Consider the following 16,552-nt stretch of genomic DNA (forward strand, 5'->3'; position numbering starts at 1 on the left):
AAAACAAATTCGATTCGAACACGAATCAAAGCCGGAGACGACCATGCAAGCCAGATACAGGGCGGCGCGCTTTGCCTGCGCGTCGGTACTCGCGCCGACGCTCGCGCTTGCCGCAAGCTCCACGCACGCGGCCACGCCCACCGCCTACGTGACGACCGAGTCCGCCGGTGTCGGCGTCATCGATCTGGGCGATCTCTCGTTCAAGCAAACTTTCGATGTGGGCAAAGACGGTCCGCGCGGCCTGAGTCTCAACAAGGAAGGAACACGCCTTTACGTCGCGAACAAGGAGACAGCGGACCTTTCGGAGATCGATACATCGACGGGTAAGGTCGTGCGGCGCGTGAAGATCGGCAAGAATCCGGAGTTCGTGCGCGTGCGTGGCGGCTTCGCTTACGTGACCTACGAGCCGGGCGAATCCGGCGGTCCTCCGAAGCCCGGTCAACCCGAAAAGGACGATGACGATCCCAATGCGCCGCCCGCCGAGATCGCCATCGTCGATCTCAAGACGCTTAAGGTTCTGCGCTCAGTCAAGAGCGGGCACGAAACGGAAGGCGTGGAATTCTCGGCCGATGGCAAGTCCATTCTCGTGACCAATGAAGGTGACGACACGGTGTCGGTGTATCGCGTGGGCAGCGGCAAGTTCGTGCGCACGGTCACGTTGCCGAAAGGTTCGCGCCCACGCGGCATCAAGGTATCGCCGGATGGCAAGCAGTATGTCGTGACGCTCGAGAACACGAACAAGTTCACCGTGCTCGATGCGGCCGATCTCAAGATCGTCAAGACCGTCGACACGAAGACGGGCCCGTATGGCGTATCGTTCGATCCTTCGGGCAAGCGTCTTCTCGTTGCCGCTTCGCGCGACAAGACCTTGCAAGTCTTCGATGGCAAAAGCTTCGAGCACTTAAGCGATGTACCGATTGGTCAACGTTGCTGGCACTTCAGCTTCACGCCCGATGGCTCGAAGATTCTCTTTGCATGTGGACGGTCCAACGCCGTGTATGTGCTCGATGCATCGAACTATCAGACGGTCAAGCAGATCGGTGATCTACCGCTCGCATGGGGCATCGTGACGTATCCGCCGAGCGCGGGATCGATCGAAGGGCGTTGAGCTTGATGCATGAAACGTGATGGTTGCCATGCGCGGCCATTTCGGTTTGTGCCTTGCATCGTTTCGTAAAGGAATCCGCGCCGCTCAAGAGAGCGCTGGTAGTATCGGGACAGGCTCGACGGCGAGGTGCACCATGTTCACATTGGCCGAGGCTTTCCAGGAGCTCCTGGATTCGCCCTCACGTAAGCGTCTGTTGATCGCAGCTCAAGGCGGCACTGCCAATTGTCATTGGCTACCCGCATACGTCGGCAAGCATGGCGAGTTTCGTTGCGACCCGCGCGCTGCTAACATCGAAATAGACGACGATGCCGCCGAAGCAATCCGCCTCTTCTCCGCTGGTTCGCTTTCTTCATGCGCGCTCGTCGTGCATCTGGGTGAGCTTGGCGTCGGCGCACTCGTCATGGGTCCCGAATCGCCAAGCGACGCCATGCGCATGCTCGAACAACTCAAGGCCAACGCGCTTGGCCGCTTTGTCGAAAACTATCTGGCGGAATTGCAGCAGCGCAGGCCAGCTAAGGTTTATCCCTTCAAGCCGCGTTGAAAAATAATGCGGATGGCTGATAAAACCATCTTTGACAATTCGAAGCAAGAAGGCGCGGATAATGTCGAGCCGAACCCGACCGCGGAAAAGCCGCTGCGCTCAACATGCCAAAGATATCCGTCGTCATCCCGACTTACAACGCAGAGCGCTTCATCGTCGAAACGCTGCAATCGTTGCTGAATCAGGACGCCGATTTCGAAGTCCTGATTCTCGATGACGCGAGCCATGACGACACGCTTGCACGCGTGCGCAGCCTGAACGACGCGCGCATTCGCATCTTTTCCCTCGAGCATAATCAGGGGCGCGCGAGCAACGCAAACCGTGGCTTTAATCTATGCCGTGGCGAATACATTGCGCGCATCGATCACGATGACATTGCCGAGCCGGGCAGACTTCGCAAGCAAGCGGAATATCTCGATGCGCATCCGCATGTCACCGTGCTCGGCACGCAAATCCGCCACTTCGGTGAAGATTCCACCGTCAGCAATTTTCCGCTCGAAGACGGCGAGATAAAGGCGCGTTTCATGATCGGCGCGGCTTACCTCGCCAATCCGAGCGTGATGTTCCGGCGCGCGTTCATCCAGCGCTTCGAGATTCGCTACGATCCGAATCTGCACATTGTGGATGATCTCGGCTTCTGGTTCGACTGCATGCTGCATGGCGCGCGCTTCGCCAACCTTGCAGAGCCTTTGACGGCATACCGGATTCATCGAGAGATGACGTCGTTGAATCTCGATGTCGTAAAGCTCTACGAAGCCAAGAAGCGCCTTTTCATGCGTATCTTTCCCACGTTCTTTCCGCGTCTCACCGGACATGACGTGCAACGCCTGTGTACGTTGCACGATTGGCCACTCAAGCCGGAAGCCGAACTCGATACATTGATCGACGCGTATCGCGCGGGCGGCGTCGCCCTTTCGCAGATCGACACGCGCTATGGTGTAAGCGCACTCGAACTCGAGTATCGAATGGTCGATATGCTCGATCGCAAATGGCGGGCGTCAGCACAGACCTATCCTCGTAGCGAAGAGGACAAGTTCCGCTGTCACCGCGCGATTGCGGAAGCAATGAGTCAACTCAAGCATGCTTGAGCGGCATACTCACTTCCACGCATAGCGCATCCCCACCCACACGCCACGCGGCGCGCCAACACCCAGAAATTGCTCGTTGGTGGTATCCGCGCCGTTGAACGTGTGATTCGGTCCGTTGAAGAAGTTCTCGCCAAGAATGGCGAAGTTCGCGTAGCGCTTATTCAACAGATTCTTTACGGTCGCATAGACCTGCAACTGCTTGGTCACGTTGTAGGTCGTATCGAGATCGATCAGAAAGTAGCCGGCAATGCTGCCATTCATGTCCTGATTGTTCTCGTCGCCGCGCGCGAAGATGCTGCTGCGATACGTGAGGTTGCTGCCGATATTCCATTGCGGCAGCGCGTTGTAGTCGAGTCGCACCTTGACCGTATTCGCCGGAATGCCCGGAATGCGATCGCCGGAGTGAACGGTGATATTGCCGCCGTCATCCGCGCTCGAATTGCTGGCGCTGCTCTCGGTCCATGTCGAACGATAAGTCGCGTTCACGTAGCTATAGCTCGCGGCCATGCCGACCGGTCCCCATTGCGTGCGGCCCGCGAGTTCGAAGCCTTGCCTGCGCGTCTTGCCCACGTTCTGAAAGTAGCCGAGCGTGCTTGCCGCGCCCTGGCTGCTGACGAACTGGATATCGTCGGAAAGGGTCGTGCTGTAGGCCGCCGCGCTCCATGTCGTCGCGTTGCCAAGGCGTCCACGCGCGCCCACTTCGAAGGTGCGCGAAATCACCGGCTTGAGGTCGGGGTCGGCGATGAAATCGTTCGGCAGCGAGCACGGTGCGGCCGGGTCGGCGCAAGCGAGTTCGATAGCCGTAGGCGAACGCATGCCTTCGTTATACGTGGCGTAGGCGGTGAAGGAGCGCGTCGGATTCCAGTTGAAACCGATAGCCGGATTGAAGCGCGAGAACGTGTGATTGCCATCGAGTAATGGCTGCACGCCGCTCTCGTCGCCGATCACCGCCTTCGACCAGTTATAGCGCCCGGCGAGCGTCATGGACCATTGCTGCGTGAAAGAGAAGGTGTTCTCGAAGTAGATGCCCCAGTTCTGATTGCGCGTCTTGGCGTCCGTCTGCGGAACGAACGGACCCATGCCGATGGTCGCGCGGCTATCCGTGAACTCGGCATCCTGCGACGATTGCGAAAAATGCGAGTTGGCGAAGTCGCCCGCCGCACCGATCACCAACTGGTTGTCCTTGCCGAAGAGCTTGTTGAGCAAGGTGAGTTGCAGGCTTGCGCCGTAGCTGTCCGTGACGATCACCGACTGGTCGTTGGTGGCCTGCGTGAGATCGATATCGTCGTCATCGTCGCCTTCTACGGTGCCGAAGTCGTCGTTAACGTTGCTGCTCACGTTCTTGTTGCGATAGTGACGTAGTACAGATTGCCGCTCAACTGGATGTTCGGCGTGATGTAACGATCCGCCGACAGCGTGATATAGCCGACCTGATTCTCGTTGGTATCTGGGAACGTATAGGCTTGCTTGAAGTTGTTGAGGAACGAGCGCGGGATCGTCTGCGAGCCGTTTAGCGTGTTGTCCGCACCGCCCATCGAAAGGGAGATGGTCGTATCGGCGTCGGTGTAGCGCAGCTTGCCGAAGGCCTGGCGCAAGCGGCTCGAATTCTGCGCCGCCCAGCCGTTATCGTTCGTGATGTTGGCCGTGAAGTAGTAGTCGAGATGATCGCCGATCAACCCGCCTTGTTCGAACTGCGCCACCTTGCGGCCGAACGAACCGAAGCTCACATCCACCGCGCCGCCAGGGTTGTCCCGGCCGTTCTTCGTCGTCACCGCGATTGCGCCACCCAGCGTGTTCAAGCCGAACGTCGGGTTCGAGCCGGGAATGATCTGCATCGTGCTGATGGCGGCCTGCGGAATCAGGTCCCAGTTCACGACATCGCCGAACGGCTCGTTGATGCGTACGCCATCCAGAAACACCGAAAGGCCCTGTGGCGTGCCGAGCAGCGGCGAAGCCGTGAAGCCGCGATAGAGAATGTCCGTCTGCGATGGGTTGCCTTGCGCGTCGTTGATATCGACGCTGCCGACGTTCTTCTGCAAATAATCGGTGATGTTCTGGGAATGCTGCGCGTCGATCTGGCTGCCCTTGATGGTCTGCACGTTCGCGGGCACCTTTTCGAGCGGCGTGCCGACGCCGATGAGCGGTGTCGTGCCCACCACGACTACCGTGGGCAAGTCGGTATTCGGCGGCGGACTCGCTTCGACGACCGGTGCCACAACGGCGGGAGGCACCTCTGGAGCGCTTGCCGCCTGCGCCCATGCGCCGACAGTGATGCTGGCAAACGCACCGCCGAACACGAGCCGCAATCCGGCTCGGGGTTTGAACCGATGCGCTGACTTGCGCTCGCGCGGCATGCTTCTCATCGTCGTCTCCTCTTGTTATTGCAATGTCGGCTTGAGGTAAGTTCCTTTCATTGAAAGCGTCGCATAAGAACCCGCGCGCGCACCGGGAGCTTTTCCCGATTCAGCAGGGAAGCGTTCCCAATCGCACAAACGGTGTCGCGCCCGAGGATGAAGCCGTGCGTAGAATGCATTCCGTGATACCAAACGAATCTCTTCCCTCGCTCTCCGAACGCCCGCCCGCGCGGTCCATGCGCTCGACCGTATGGAGCGATCTCGCCTGCGTCGTTCTTATCACGGTGCTGGCGGGCATGCTTTTCGCGGCGTTCGACTTCAACGAGTTCACCTACCGATGGACGCGCAGCGCCGAGCGTTTCCAGCTCGATGAATTGCCCGCCACGCTCGTCGTGCTCGCAATCGGCTTCGCGTGGTTCGCGTGGCGGCGCTACCGTCAGGCGCAGCGTGAAGTTCGGCGGCGCCGGGCGCTGGAGGAAGAGGCGGAGCATCTGCTCGCGGAAAACCGCAGGCTCGCGAGTCAGGCCATTGCCGCGCAGGAAACCGAGCGCCGGCATCTCGCGCGCGAACTGCATGACGAACTGGGTCAGTACCTCAATGCCATTTCGCTCGATGCAGGGCGCATCCGCGATTTATCGCTCGAACGCGAGCCTGAAGTGCATCGTCTTTCGCTTGCGCTCATGCAAAGCGCGACGCATGTGTACCGCGAAATCGGCGGAATGATCCGCAAGCTGCGTCCGATCGGTCTCGATGAATTCGGCTTGCCGACCGCACTCGAACATTGCGTGGACGGCTGGCGCGAGCGCTTGCCCGATGCGGTGTTTACGCTAGCCGTCGATGGCGACTTCAACAATCTCAACGATGCGCTCAACATCACGCTCTACCGTCTCGTGCAGGAAGGCCTGACCAACGTGTCGAAATTCGCGCGCGATTCACGCGTCGAAATTTATCTGGCGCGTGCGCCGGCAGGCGAGATCGTGGTGACGATGACCGACGATGGACCGGGCGTCGATCTCGCGAAGCCGCGCATGGGGTTGGGTCTCATCGGCATGCGCGAACGCGTGGAAGCGCTCGGCGGCGAATTTCATATCGCCAGTCAACCCGGTGCGGGCTTCCTGTTTTGCGCGCGCGTTCCGGCTCAGGCGGGACTGCCGTTGCCTAGCGAACTGAACGAAGGAGCGAACGGCGCGTCGGTGAAATCGGCGAAATGAAGGCCTAGCCGGTTTGCTATTTGCGCGAGTTGCACGCCGTTATCAGCGCCAAATTTTTGCCGGATCACGGATTGATGGTTCGCCACTGTCTTCTGACTCAAGCCGAGTTTTTCCGCGATACTCGGCAATGTATAGCCTTGGACCAAGAGCCGCAGCACCTCGAATTCGCGTGCCGAAAGCTGACGTCCGGGCGGTCCTTCCTGAATGGTTGCGCGCAACGCCAGCGCCTGTGATATGTCAGGGCTTAGGTAACACACGCGCCGCGCGACGGAGCGTACCGCTTCGACCAGGACATCGGGTGCGCTCGCTTTCGTGACGTAGCCACGCGCGCCCGCATCGAGCGCGCGGCGCACGAAGATGGCTTCCTCGTGCACGCTGAAGATCAGGACATGCGCATGTGGCTCGCGCGCGAGCATGCGGCGCATGGCTTCTATTCCACTCGCGCCGGGCAGCGCAAGGTCCATCACCACGACATCCGGCTGCAAGGCGCAGAACTTCTGATACGCCTCCGCCGCGTTGCCCGCCTCGCCCGCGACGCTCACGTCGGGACTCAATTCGAGCAAGCGCTTGTAGCCTTCGCGCACTACGGCATGATCGTCCACCAGCAGCACGGCGATGTCGGCAGTCATGGTTGTCTCTCTCCGTTCTTGTTCGAATTGTTCTCGCGCGATACGGCGGCAATGCGCCGCGAATTCGCATCGTTGCGAAACATGATCGGTTTTTCTTCCGGCTCCTGACGCATCGTGGCGGCCCGCACCACTTCGATCACGCGCTCGTGATGCGGGGACTTGTCGCAGACCGGGTCCGCGTTCGCGGGATCTTGCGTCAGCAAATACGCCTGGCAGCGGCAGCCGCCGAGATCGATCGCTTTCTCGTCGCAACTGCGGCAGGGTTCTTTCATCCAGCCGAAGCCGCGAAATCTATTGAACGCATCGCTCTCGTACCAGATGTCCTTGAGCGGCGTCTCCGTGACGTTGGGGAACGTAAGGCCAGGCAACGAGCGCGCCGTATGACAAGGCAAGGCGGCGCCATCGGGCGCAATGCCGAGAAACACCGAGCCCCAGCCGTTCATGCAGCGCTTCGGACGACGCTCGTAGTAATCGGGCACGACGAAGTAGATCTTGCACCGGTCGCCAATCTCTTTGCGATAACGCTCGACCACCGCTTCGGCTTCCTGCAGTTGCTCGGCCGTCGGCATGAGCTGCGCGCGGTTCGCGTGCGCCCAGCCGTAATACTGCGTGTTCGCGAGTTCGAGATACTCCGCGCCCATGTCGAGCGCCATGTCGATAATGCGTCCGATATGCGGCAGGTTATAGCGATGCAGCACGCAATTGAGCACCATCGGAAAGTCATGCGCCTTGATCATGCCGGCCACGCGCTTCTTGAGATCGAACGTCTTCGTGCTGGAAAGGAAGTCGTTGAGTTCCTGCGACGAGTCCTGAAACGAGAGTTGAATGTGATCGAGCCCCGCGTCCTTGAGCGCGGTAAGACGCTTGTCGGTGAGACCGATGCCCGACGTGATGAGGTTCGTATAAAAGCCGAGCTTGCGCGCTTCGCCGACCAGTGTTTCGAGGTCGTCGCGTAAGAGCGGCTCGCCGCCGGAAAAGCCCAGTTGCGCCGCGCCCAACGCACGCGCCTGACGCAACACGTCGAGCCATTGATCGGTGTTGAGTTCGCGCGTGTGATCCGCGTAGTTCACCGGGTTGTAGCAGAAGACGCAATGCAACGGGCATCGATACGTCAGTTCCGCAAGCAACCACAACGGCGGCGGAATGACCGCTGCTTCGGGGTCCGGCTTGGCAATCGGTTCGGACAAGTCAGTCATGCTTCACTCCAGCACTTACGCAAGCCAGCCGCGCGCACGCGCTCCGGCAATGAAAGCCCGCACGTCGTCACCGAGATTGCTCGCGCCGAACGCTTCTTCGAGATCGGCGACGAGCTTCGGGATATCGCGCGTGCCGTCGCAGCGCAAAAGAATCTGCGCCGCGCTCTGATTGAGCTTCACCATGCCCTCCGGATAAAGCAGCACATGCGCGTCCTGCGCCGGTTCCCATTGCAGACGAAACAGGCGCTTGAGTTGCGGGCGCAACGCGTCGTCCGGCGCTTCGACCGCTTCCGTGATTCGTTGAGGAGGATTGGCGTCGCTCATTGCGGGAAGGCCTTTTCGATCGAATCCAGCATGGTCCAGAGGATGTCGAGCTTGAACTGCAGGATGTCGAGCGCGCGTTGTTGCTGCTCGCGCGTGTTGAATTGCGCGAGCGTGACTTCGAGCCCGTGTTCGACATCGCGCTGCGCAAGCGACACGCGTGAACGAAAATACGCAAGCCCGTCCGGCTCGATCCACTTGTAGTGCTCGGGCCACGTCGCAAGCCGGTCCTTGTGAATCTGCGGCGCGAACATCTCCGTGAGCGACGAACACACCGACTCTTGCCACGGCGCACGACGCGCGAAATTCACGTAGGCATCGACGGCGAAGCGCACACCCGGCGTCACGAACTTGAGCGCCCAGAGATCGTCGCGCGAGAGGCCGACGGCATCGCCCAGACGCGCCCACGCCTCGATGCCGCCAGGCTGATCTTCGTAACCGTCGTGATCCAGAATGCGCAGCACCCAGCGGCGGCGCGTCTCGCGATCGGGACAATTCGCCATGACGGCCGCATCTTTCAGCGGGATGTTGATCTGATAGTAGAAGCGGTTCGCCACCCAGCCGCGAATCTGTTCCGGCGAACAGCCGCCGCTATTCATCTTCACGTTGAAGGGATGGTGGATGTGATACGCCGTGCCTTTCGCGCGCAGTTGCTCTTCGAACTGTTCGCGCGTCCAAGCGGGGCCGGCTTCCTTCAACGCGGTGAAGATCGGGCCGATCGTGGGATTGAGCATCGGCGTGGCGGGAAAATCGGACATCCAGTTTCTCCGGAATTCAAAGCTCGAACGTCATGCCGTCATGCGCGACTTCTATGCCGTGCTCGGACAGTATGCGCCGCTCGGGTCCATCCTCGATGAGGATCGGATTGGTGTTGTTGATGTGAATGAGCACTTTGCGCACCTTGCGCGTGTTTTCGCGGTCGATCGAATCCAGCACCTCGATCATGCCGCCCGCGCCGCTTTGCGCGAGGTGGCCCATGTCGGCGCCGGTTTTCTTCGTGAGGCCGAGGCGGATCATCTCGTCGTCGGTCCAGACGGTGCCATCGACGAGCAACAGGTCGGCTTCGCGCATGGCATCGAGCACATGCGGTTCGAGTGTCCCTAAACCCGGCGCATAGAAAGCACGCTTGCCCGTGGCCGTATTCGTGAACATGAGGCCGATGTTGTCGCCGCGCTCGGGCGCCTCGCGATGTGGCGAATAAGGCGGCGCCTTGCTCGATAGCGGCAGCGCATCGACGGCAATACGCGGCAACTCGGGCACCGTGAGCGAAGTGCCATCGAGCGCGATACGCCGCTGCTCCACGCCGCAGTAATGCGAAAGAATCGACGTAATGGGAAAGCCTGTCGAAAGGTCTTGCCACACTGCGTCGGTCGTATAGAGCGGCAGCGGTGCGCCGCGCTCGCGCAACATCAAGAGTCCGGTGACGTGATCGATCTGCGCGTCCATGGTGATGACCGCGGCGATTCCGGTGTCACGCACGCGCCGCGCGGGCTGCAGTTCAGGATTCGCCGCGATCTGCGCAAGAATATCCGGCGATGCGTTCACGAGCAACCAGTCTTCGCCGTTGTCGCTGACCGCAATCGACGACTGCGTGCGTGCTCGGGCAGCAATGGTCCCGCGCCGCACGCCGTCGCAATTGCGGCAATTACAGTTCCATTGCGGAAATCCGCCACCCGCCGATGAACCCAGCACGCGGATCTTCATAACGCCTCGCTCAAAACCAGTGCCGTCATGGCCACATCCTTCTCAAGAGACCATCGCGGTCGATCAACTGATGCTTCAACGCACCAAGAAAATGCAAGACGACCAGCGCGGCCATGATCCACGCCAGATAGCCGTGGATGCCGAAGAACAGGCCGCGCAACGCCTTGTCGTCCCAGCCCCATTGTGGCAGAAGCACCCCCCAGAAGCGCGTGCCGAACTTGTTGAACGACGAACCGAGGTATCCGGTGAGCGGCATTGCCACCATGCCAACGTATAAAAGAGCCTGCGTGATGCTCGCGGCGGCGCGTTGCCACGTCTGCATCGGCGGTAGAGGCGGCCGGCCGTAGACCAGTCGCACTACGATTCGAAGCAGCACCAGCAGGAAAACGGTCAGGCCCAGCGACTTGTGGAAGTTGATGAGCGACGACTTGAAGGCCAGCCCGCGCGGCAGGCCGACCATATAGAAGCCGATGCACAGCATCGCGATGATGGCGATGGCGATCAGCCAGTGCAGCGCGATCAGCGGACGGGCGAAATGCTCGTCCGACGCCTCCACGCCGGGGCGTATGGCAGCGGGCGTTTTCGCTGCGCTCATGTCGTCTCTCCGTTGGAAGGGGTTCGGTCTCTTGGTAACGGGTCCACCGGGTCCATTCTTATCGTCTGCTCAACGCTTGGCGATCAGCAATTCCCCGCGTCCGTCGACAGCGAGATCGCCCGCGTAGCGTCGAGGCAACGCGCGCGAGTCGAGTGTCGCAAAAGGCGCAATCTCGCGGGCCAGCATGCGCGTGAAGAGCGCCCAGAAGACATCGAAGCCGTGACCGCCTTCGGTGAACGTCGGCGCTATGCGCGGCTCGTGAAATAGCACGAGCGTGCCGCGCCGCATGCCGTAGGCTGCATGCGCGCCGGTCTTGCCTGCAATGCATACGCTGCCCGCTACCATGCGCGACGCCGCGAAGTCGCCTGCATTGCCGGCGACGAGCACGGTGCCTCGTCGCATACGGTCTGCAAGACGCGCGCCCGCGTTGCCGTGAATCACGAGCGTGCCGCCGCTCATGCCGTCCATGTCGCCGGCTGAAAGCGCCTGCCGCGAAATCGCCTGTATTGCCGCGCACTTCGAGGCGACCGCCTTGCATCTCGCATGCAGTGAATGCGCCCGCGTTGCCATGAACGTGCAACGCACCGCCTGTCATGCCCATGCCCGCGTGATCGCCGGCATCGCCATGCACTTCGATCGTGCCTTCGGCGAGCTTCGCGCCGATGCGATCGAGCCAGCGCGCATCGCCTTCGACGAGTAGGGACGGCGTGTTTGCATCGGCTCTAGCGATGTCGAACAGTTCGCCAAGCGCGCAACGTTCACCCGCGCCCTGCAATTCCAGATGCGTCAATTCATCGGTGGATAAGGAAGCAAGCGCCGACGGTAGTAATGTCGATGCATCCACGCGAAAGCCGGGTGCACCTTTCACGCGCAATGTAATGGCGTTCATGCGCGGCTCCCGTCGATGCCCGCCGCCAATTCATGCAGCTTGAAGTGATACGGTCCGAGCTTGCCGCCATAGTTGCCTGCTGAAATGCGCAGCACGCCGCCCGCGCGGCCGATCGATGTTGCGGCTGCCATGCCCGCCGTCATCGCGGCGCCCACGTCCGCATCGGTCAATCCGTCGATGACTATCTCCAGCACGCAAGCCACGTCGCTCGTCAACTCGCTCTTCTTCGACAAGCCGACGAGCGTCGGGCAAAACGCATCGTTGGTCGATGCCGACGCGCCCGCGTACTTCGAGCCGATCTTCGAACCCGAGCGCACCACGCCGCCCGGAAACGGCGTGATGATGTTGGGCAAGCGATGCATCGCCGCGACCGCTGCCTCGGCCGCGGCAAGCGCGCTATTCAGGTCGCGCGCGAGCAACAGCAGATTGCCGCCGCCGACAGCCTTCACCGTCGCCGTGAATTCCTCGCAAACGAATTCGCCATCCATGACGGGCACGCGCCAGTAACGCGTGCCGTCGAGCATCTTCGAGATCTGATAGCCGTCGCCGAAAAAGCGCAAGCCTGCGCCGAGTGGCGCGTTGTCGGAGAGCGGCGCGCGGCTCGTCGCGGGATCGATGCCGCCATAAACCGCCGTCGTAGGACAGGTGAGCACGCACTGACCGACGCGCCGTGCAATCTGCTTGGCGAGTTCCTTCGACGATATCGCGAACATCAACACCGCGACGCCGGGCCTGCCGTCGGGCGTTTCATCGCCGTTCATGTCGCGTTCGATGCCCGCCTCGCAGCCGCAATCGATCACGGAGGTCGCAAAGCCGGTCAACGAATTCGCCGCGTGGCGCGCCCACGTCGGCGTGTGCGCGGTGATGACAAGACGCGTTGCCTTCATCGGAAAGGCTTCGGCGAAGGTGTCGTCTATCTGTGTGTCGTTGATGCGAAGCGCGGTCATTCATCGACCCCCGCTTGCGTCGAAGCACGCGACCGGCAAGAGCCGTCCGCCATTGCAGCACGCGCAGATTTCGTCGTCGCCGATGGCTAGCTTCTCGAACTTGCTCGCGAGATTCGCTTCGGCGAATTCGCGCACGCGCTTTTCGATGGCGCGGTCGTATTCGGGCTGCACGTAATGAATGCCGCCCGTGGGCGTGGCGAGCAATGTGCCGTCGCGCGCGATCAGTTCGCCGTCCTTGAACACGAAGGCGGGTGACGTGAACATGCGTTCGCGGTCCGCGTCTTCGCGATACACCGCGATATCCGCCGCCGCGCCTTCGCCGAGATGTCCGCGGTCCGTGAGCCCGAGCAGACGCGCGGGGCCGGCGCGCGTGATGATCGCGATATCGTAGAGCGAGAACTCGCGCTCGATGTCTCCAAGCGCGGTGGCGGTTTTGGCATCGGCGTGAAGCTTGGCAAGTTGTTCGTCGCGAAATGACTTGTCCATCAACAAGCGAATCAGATGCGGATAGCTCGTAAAAGGCGCGCCATTCGGATGATCGGTGGTCATCGACACTTGCCACGGATCGTCGACGAGCAAGAAGATTTCGAGGCCGATGATCCATTGCAGCGCATTCACGAAGCTCTCTTCGCGATAACGAAACGGCACGACGCCGCAGCCCGCATCGCATTCGATATCGCCCAGCACCCACTTGCGCGGATGCGCGAGCGGCGCGTTCTTGAACTGCATCATCGTGTCGCCGGAAGCGGTGACGGTCTGGCCGAACATGATCTGCCCGACGTCGATGGTCACGTTGGACCGTGCGTTGACCGCTTCGGCAATCGCGCGAGCGCCCGATGAAAACTTGCGCGGACCTTCCGTGCCGTAGCTATGAAACTGGATATGCGTGAGATGGATTGGCAGGCCTTCGGCGGCTTCCATCGTCTTGATGGTCGATTCGAGATTGCCTGGCACGCCGAGGTTGCTCGCATGCACATGCAAGGGATGCGGCACCCGCAACTCGGTTAGCGCGCGCGTGAGCGTACGCAGCACTTCGCGTGGCGTGATGCCGTAATGCACGTGCTTTTCATCGACATCGAGCGAGCGCTGATTGAACTTGAATGCCGAGATGCCGCCCGGATTCACCACCTTCACGCCGAGCGCCTTGCTCGCGTTGACGGTCCAGCCCACGTAATCTCGCAGACGTTCGAACTCTTCCCGCGCGGCGAGCATCTGCAGGAACAGTTCGTCGTTGCCCATCATCACGTAGGCGCCGTGATCGATGATCGGTGTATCGCCCATTTCCAGATGCGCGTGGCGCGCGTTGGAGGCGATCATCGCGGGTTCGAACGCGGCCGTGTAGCCCATTTCCGCATAACGGTAGCCGGTGGCGAGCGTGCCGGGCGTGCATGTGCCGCATGAAGGCAGGCGCAGATAACGGCCTTCGTCGTCGTTGCGTCGCGTTGCGAGCGGATCGTTGCGATGATCCTCGGGCAACAGCAGCCGCGACAGATTCGTCTTGCCGCCGCCGATATGCGAATGCAGATCGATGCCGCCCGCCATCACCACCATGCCGCCCGCGTCGAAGTCGCGTTCGGGCGCGATGGATTCGCCCGCTGCATCCGCGACGATGCGGCCATCGCGGATATAGATGTCGCGCTTGTGCCCATCGACTTTGTTGACGGGGTCGAAGACCACGCCGCCGCGCAGACGCGTGAGGCTCATGACGGCCTCCCGGCTTGCGTCAGTTCGCGTACGATTGCCGCAACGGTGGGATAAGCGGCATCGCGCGCGGCAACAAGCGGCGCGATCACGGAACCGTCCACGCGAAACAAGTGCCCGCCACTGTCGATGCCCGGCGTGGCCACGGGGATGAACACGGTAGGCGCGCGACGCGTGCCGACAACCGTCGCACGATGGCCGAGGACGATGGCAGGCACATCATCGTCAAGCGATGCAGGCAGCGCTTCGGGCACGAAGCTCGACACCCATAACAGCGCATCGATCTCGCCGCGGCTCGCAAGCGTCTCGGTGCGATAGCGCCATGAATCGTGATCGAGCGGCAAGCCGTAGGCCACGCGCGTGCGCAGCGGAAAACCCGAGAGCCATGTGACGGCCTGATTCACCGTGAGCGCGCCATCGTCGCCGCCAAGGGCAAGCGCGCCGGCACGCGTCGTCTTGTTGAGCGCCTTGACAATACGGCTCAACGCTTCGATGGCCAACGCCGCGTGCGGGCCCGGCAGCGCCGCCGGCTCATGGATGATGGCCGTATATTTCGCGGCCAGAATGCGTTCGGTAAGCGCGGCGAGTTCGCTGGCGGCGCCCGTGTCGTCGTTCAGCGCCGCGGGCTTTCGGCCTTCCACCAGCGCGGACCATATGGCGAGCATGTCGAACGGTTCGGCGTTTTCCAGTAGCGCTTCTACACGCGCGCCCGCTGCGGGATCGACGCCGCACCCGACGAACACGATATCCACGCCGCGATCTTTGGCCGCAATGCGCTCGTAGAAACGCGGATAGCGCCGCGCCGGTTCGCACGCGACAACCACGATGAGGTCGGCACGCGACCGCACTTCCGAGAGCGTCGTGAAGAACGCGCCACGGTCCTGCAACGCGAGGTTCGCGGCGGCGAGGGTATCGCCGTGCAGGTGATCGAGTATCGCGCCGCTCTGGGCGGCGAGTTCATAGAGCGCGCGTGCGCCGGCTACGTCGGTTGCCAGTCCGCCAAAGAGCGGCCGTTTCGCCACGGACAGGATTTGCGCGGCACGCTGGAGCGCCGACGCGAGATCGGTGGCTTGCCCGTCTACCGTCGGCGGGCAGGGCACGCCGGGCGCGTCGAGCGCTGCAAGGGACGAGGCAAGCCGAGGGCAATCGGTGTTTGTCGCCGCGAGTTGTTGATCGCCGGTGAGCTTCAGCGAGATGTCGTCGCATAGCAATGGGCAGAACGGGCAGGTCCAGTTCCGTTGCCCTCTGTCCTCGGGCGACGACTGCGAAGCCGCGTTCGATGTTGTGGGAGATGCGTGCATGGGGCTGCAAAAGAGCAAGGTCCATGCCGATTTCACGCGGTGCTCCATGCGTGGTCGACAGGTCGCGCTGCCGATACTGCATTACCCACATCTGCAACGGCATTGTTCCGCAATGAAACACACTGTCACCCATGCGCGCCCGGTTGCAACAGTGGCATCCCGCACGCTTACAAAGCTCTGGCGTCGTGTTTGATGAGACATAACGGCGCGTGCCGCGCTTGGCATGGATATTGAGTCAACCTTCCGACGAACGGTGCTGGCCGGCTAGCAAGGCCGCATCATGAAGCGCCGAAGCAACGAGCCAGCCCGCAGCGCCGCTGTGCTCGGCAACCACGAGATCATCACGATGACGAATGCCGCCCGCGCCAATGAGTTCGCGCGAACCCGCGAGCGCCTTTACTGCGGCGAACGTGGTCAAGTCCGGTCCCGCGAGCGCGCCGACCTGATCGAGCGTCATGACGATGACGCGCGACGGCCACCAGTCGCTGCCCGAAGGCGTCGACCCGAGCGCGCGGCCTGCGTGATAGTCGAGCGAGAGGATCGGGTCATGGTTTGCGGCAAGGGCTTCTTCGAGGGCGTTCGGATCGAGCAGGCTTTCGGTGCCGAACACAGGGACGACACGAGAACGGGAGGACGAGCGCCTGAATGAAGCGATGCGCTCGAACAAGGCCTGCATCGGCATGAAGCCGGTATAGCCTGCATCGAGCCAGATGGAAACGCCGTCGCCCAAAGCATCGCAAATGGCGGCTAGCACAGGCGCGTGATCGCCGCGCTCGAGGATCGCGCCGAGGTCCGCGATGTAGAGCGTGCGTGAGCCGGTCGCGTGGATCAGCGCGGTGGCGACATCGACGGGTGCGCTCGTCGTGCACAACGAGGACCGGATGGGCCGATAGCCTGAGCGTTCGCCGCGCACCGCGCGCACCGCGTGGCCGTCGAGCAGATCGAGAACGGGTATCACCTGCATGGA

The 16,552-nt window shown here is 61.7% G+C and carries 14 protein-coding genes and 2 pseudogenes; 4 read left to right on the forward strand and 12 right to left on the reverse strand.

Annotated elements, in window-relative coordinates:
• Positions 1-43: 43 nt before the first annotated feature.
• The 3 genes from P9292_RS14560 to P9292_RS14570 all read left to right on the forward strand — a co-directional run bounded on the left by P9292_RS14560 (position 44) and on the right by P9292_RS14570 (position 2,737).
• Positions 44-1,108 (forward strand): beta-propeller fold lactonase family protein, encoded by a 1,065-nt coding sequence (locus P9292_RS14560; RefSeq protein WP_309959699.1) that lies wholly within the window; start codon positions 44-46, stop codon positions 1,106-1,108.
• A 133-nt stretch (positions 1,109-1,241) separates the two neighbouring features.
• Complete coding sequence (locus P9292_RS14565; RefSeq protein ID WP_244828839.1) at positions 1,242-1,649, forward strand: hypothetical protein; 408 nt, start codon at positions 1,242-1,244, stop codon at positions 1,647-1,649.
• Positions 1,650-1,753: 104 nt separating this feature from the next.
• Positions 1,754-2,737: a glycosyltransferase gene (locus P9292_RS14570; protein ID WP_244828838.1), complete on the forward strand. Its 984-nt coding sequence runs from the start codon at positions 1,754-1,756 to the stop codon at positions 2,735-2,737.
• A gap of 9 nt (positions 2,738-2,746) precedes the next feature.
• Here the strand turns inward: P9292_RS14570 and P9292_RS14575 are convergent.
• A pseudogene (locus P9292_RS14575) lies at positions 2,747-5,100 on the reverse strand (TonB-dependent receptor).
• A 164-nt stretch (positions 5,101-5,264) separates the two neighbouring features.
• On the opposite strand from P9292_RS14575, the gene P9292_RS14580 reads away from it, so the two are divergent.
• Positions 5,265-6,302 carry a sensor histidine kinase gene (locus tag P9292_RS14580; RefSeq protein WP_409015378.1) on the forward strand — a complete coding sequence of 346 codons (1,038 nt, stop codon included), beginning with the start codon at positions 5,265-5,267 and terminating at the stop codon, positions 6,300-6,302.
• Here P9292_RS14580 and P9292_RS14585 read toward each other — a convergent pair.
• From P9292_RS14585 to P9292_RS14635, 11 genes and pseudogenes are all read right to left on the reverse strand, one after another.
• The gene (locus P9292_RS14585; RefSeq protein ID WP_250467555.1) at positions 6,230-6,931 is read right to left on the reverse strand and encodes a response regulator transcription factor; all 702 of its coding nucleotides are present in this window, start codon (positions 6,929-6,931) and stop codon (positions 6,230-6,232) included. The two genes, P9292_RS14580 and P9292_RS14585, sit on opposite strands and share 73 nt — an antisense overlap.
• Complete coding sequence (gene pqqE / locus P9292_RS14590) at positions 6,928-8,127, reverse strand: pyrroloquinoline quinone biosynthesis protein PqqE (protein WP_309959702.1); 1,200 nt, start codon at positions 8,125-8,127, stop codon at positions 6,928-6,930. Before pqqE ends, P9292_RS14585 begins: the two co-directional genes overlap by 4 nt.
• 15 nt (positions 8,128-8,142) lie before the next feature.
• Positions 8,143-8,451 carry a pyrroloquinoline quinone biosynthesis peptide chaperone PqqD gene (pqqD, locus tag P9292_RS14595; RefSeq protein WP_250467553.1) on the reverse strand — a complete coding sequence of 103 codons (309 nt, stop codon included), beginning with the start codon at positions 8,449-8,451 and terminating at the stop codon, positions 8,143-8,145.
• Entirely contained in the window at positions 8,448-9,182 is a 735-nt protein-coding gene (pqqC, locus tag P9292_RS14600) for a pyrroloquinoline-quinone synthase PqqC (RefSeq protein WP_309964029.1), read from the reverse strand. Before pqqC ends, pqqD begins: the two co-directional genes overlap by 4 nt.
• 40 nt (positions 9,183-9,222) lie before the next feature.
• On the reverse strand, positions 9,223-10,152 hold the full coding sequence (gene pqqB / locus P9292_RS14605; protein WP_250467552.1) for a pyrroloquinoline quinone biosynthesis protein PqqB: 930 nt from the start codon (positions 10,150-10,152) through the stop codon (positions 9,223-9,225).
• 25 nt (positions 10,153-10,177) lie between these two features.
• The gene (locus P9292_RS14610) at positions 10,178-10,747 is read right to left on the reverse strand and encodes a cytochrome b (protein ID WP_250527034.1); all 570 of its coding nucleotides are present in this window, start codon (positions 10,745-10,747) and stop codon (positions 10,178-10,180) included.
• A gap of 69 nt (positions 10,748-10,816) precedes the next feature.
• Positions 10,817-11,636, reverse strand: a pseudogene (locus P9292_RS14615) (formylmethanofuran dehydrogenase subunit C).
• The gene (fhcD, locus tag P9292_RS14620; protein ID WP_250510420.1) at positions 11,633-12,583 is read right to left on the reverse strand and encodes a formylmethanofuran--tetrahydromethanopterin N-formyltransferase; all 951 of its coding nucleotides are present in this window, start codon (positions 12,581-12,583) and stop codon (positions 11,633-11,635) included. Before fhcD ends, P9292_RS14615 begins: the two are co-directional and overlap by 4 nt.
• Complete coding sequence (locus P9292_RS14625; RefSeq protein ID WP_309959706.1) at positions 12,584-14,287, reverse strand: formylmethanofuran dehydrogenase subunit A; 1,704 nt, start codon at positions 14,285-14,287, stop codon at positions 12,584-12,586.
• Entirely contained in the window at positions 14,284-15,585 is a 1,302-nt protein-coding gene (locus P9292_RS14630; protein WP_309964031.1) for a formylmethanofuran dehydrogenase, read from the reverse strand. Before P9292_RS14630 ends, P9292_RS14625 begins: the two co-directional genes overlap by 4 nt.
• Positions 15,586-15,820: 235 nt before the next feature.
• Positions 15,821-16,549: a HisA/HisF-related TIM barrel protein gene (locus tag P9292_RS14635; RefSeq protein WP_309848354.1), complete on the reverse strand. Its 729-nt coding sequence runs from the start codon at positions 16,547-16,549 to the stop codon at positions 15,821-15,823.
• Positions 16,550-16,552 lie beyond the last annotated feature (3 nt).

Source organism: Caballeronia sp. LZ001, assembly GCF_031450875.1.
Classification (GTDB): domain Bacteria; phylum Pseudomonadota; class Gammaproteobacteria; order Burkholderiales; family Burkholderiaceae; genus Caballeronia.

Bases quoted from the DNA above. Each gene is read 5' to 3' on its own strand.
- P9292_RS14560 (WP_309959699.1), top strand. From the start codon at position 44: ATGCAAGCCAGATACAGGGCGGCGCGCTTTGCCTGCGCGTCGGTACTC.
- P9292_RS14565 (WP_244828839.1), top strand. From the start codon at position 1,242: ATGTTCACATTGGCCGAGGCTTTCCAGGAGCTCCTGGATTCGCCCTCA.
- P9292_RS14570 (WP_244828838.1), top strand. From the start codon at position 1,754: ATGCCAAAGATATCCGTCGTCATCCCGACTTACAACGCAGAGCGCTTC.
- P9292_RS14580 (WP_409015378.1), top strand. From the start codon at position 5,265: ATGCATTCCGTGATACCAAACGAATCTCTTCCCTCGCTCTCCGAACGC.
- P9292_RS14585 (WP_250467555.1), bottom strand. From the start codon at position 6,931: ATGACTGCCGACATCGCCGTGCTGCTGGTGGACGATCATGCCGTAGTG.
- pqqE (WP_309959702.1), bottom strand. From the start codon at position 8,127: ATGACTGACTTGTCCGAACCGATTGCCAAGCCGGACCCCGAAGCAGCG.
- pqqD (WP_250467553.1), bottom strand. From the start codon at position 8,451: ATGAGCGACGCCAATCCTCCTCAACGAATCACGGAAGCGGTCGAAGCG.
- pqqC (WP_309964029.1), bottom strand. From the start codon at position 9,182: ATGCTCAATCCCACGATCGGCCCGATCTTCACCGCGTTGAAGGAAGCC.
- pqqB (WP_250467552.1), bottom strand. From the start codon at position 10,152: ATGAAGATCCGCGTGCTGGGTTCATCGGCGGGTGGCGGATTTCCGCAA.
- P9292_RS14610 (WP_250527034.1), bottom strand. From the start codon at position 10,747: ATGAGCGCAGCGAAAACGCCCGCTGCCATACGCCCCGGCGTGGAGGCG.
- fhcD (WP_250510420.1), bottom strand. From the start codon at position 12,583: ATGACCGCGCTTCGCATCAACGACACACAGATAGACGACACCTTCGCC.
- P9292_RS14625 (WP_309959706.1), bottom strand. From the start codon at position 14,287: ATGAGCCTCACGCGTCTGCGCGGCGGCGTGGTCTTCGACCCCGTCAAC.
- P9292_RS14630 (WP_309964031.1), bottom strand. From the start codon at position 15,585: ATGCACGCATCTCCCACAACATCGAACGCGGCTTCGCAGTCGTCGCCC.
- P9292_RS14635 (WP_309848354.1), bottom strand. From the start codon at position 16,549: ATGCAGGTGATACCCGTTCTCGATCTGCTCGACGGCCACGCGGTGCGC.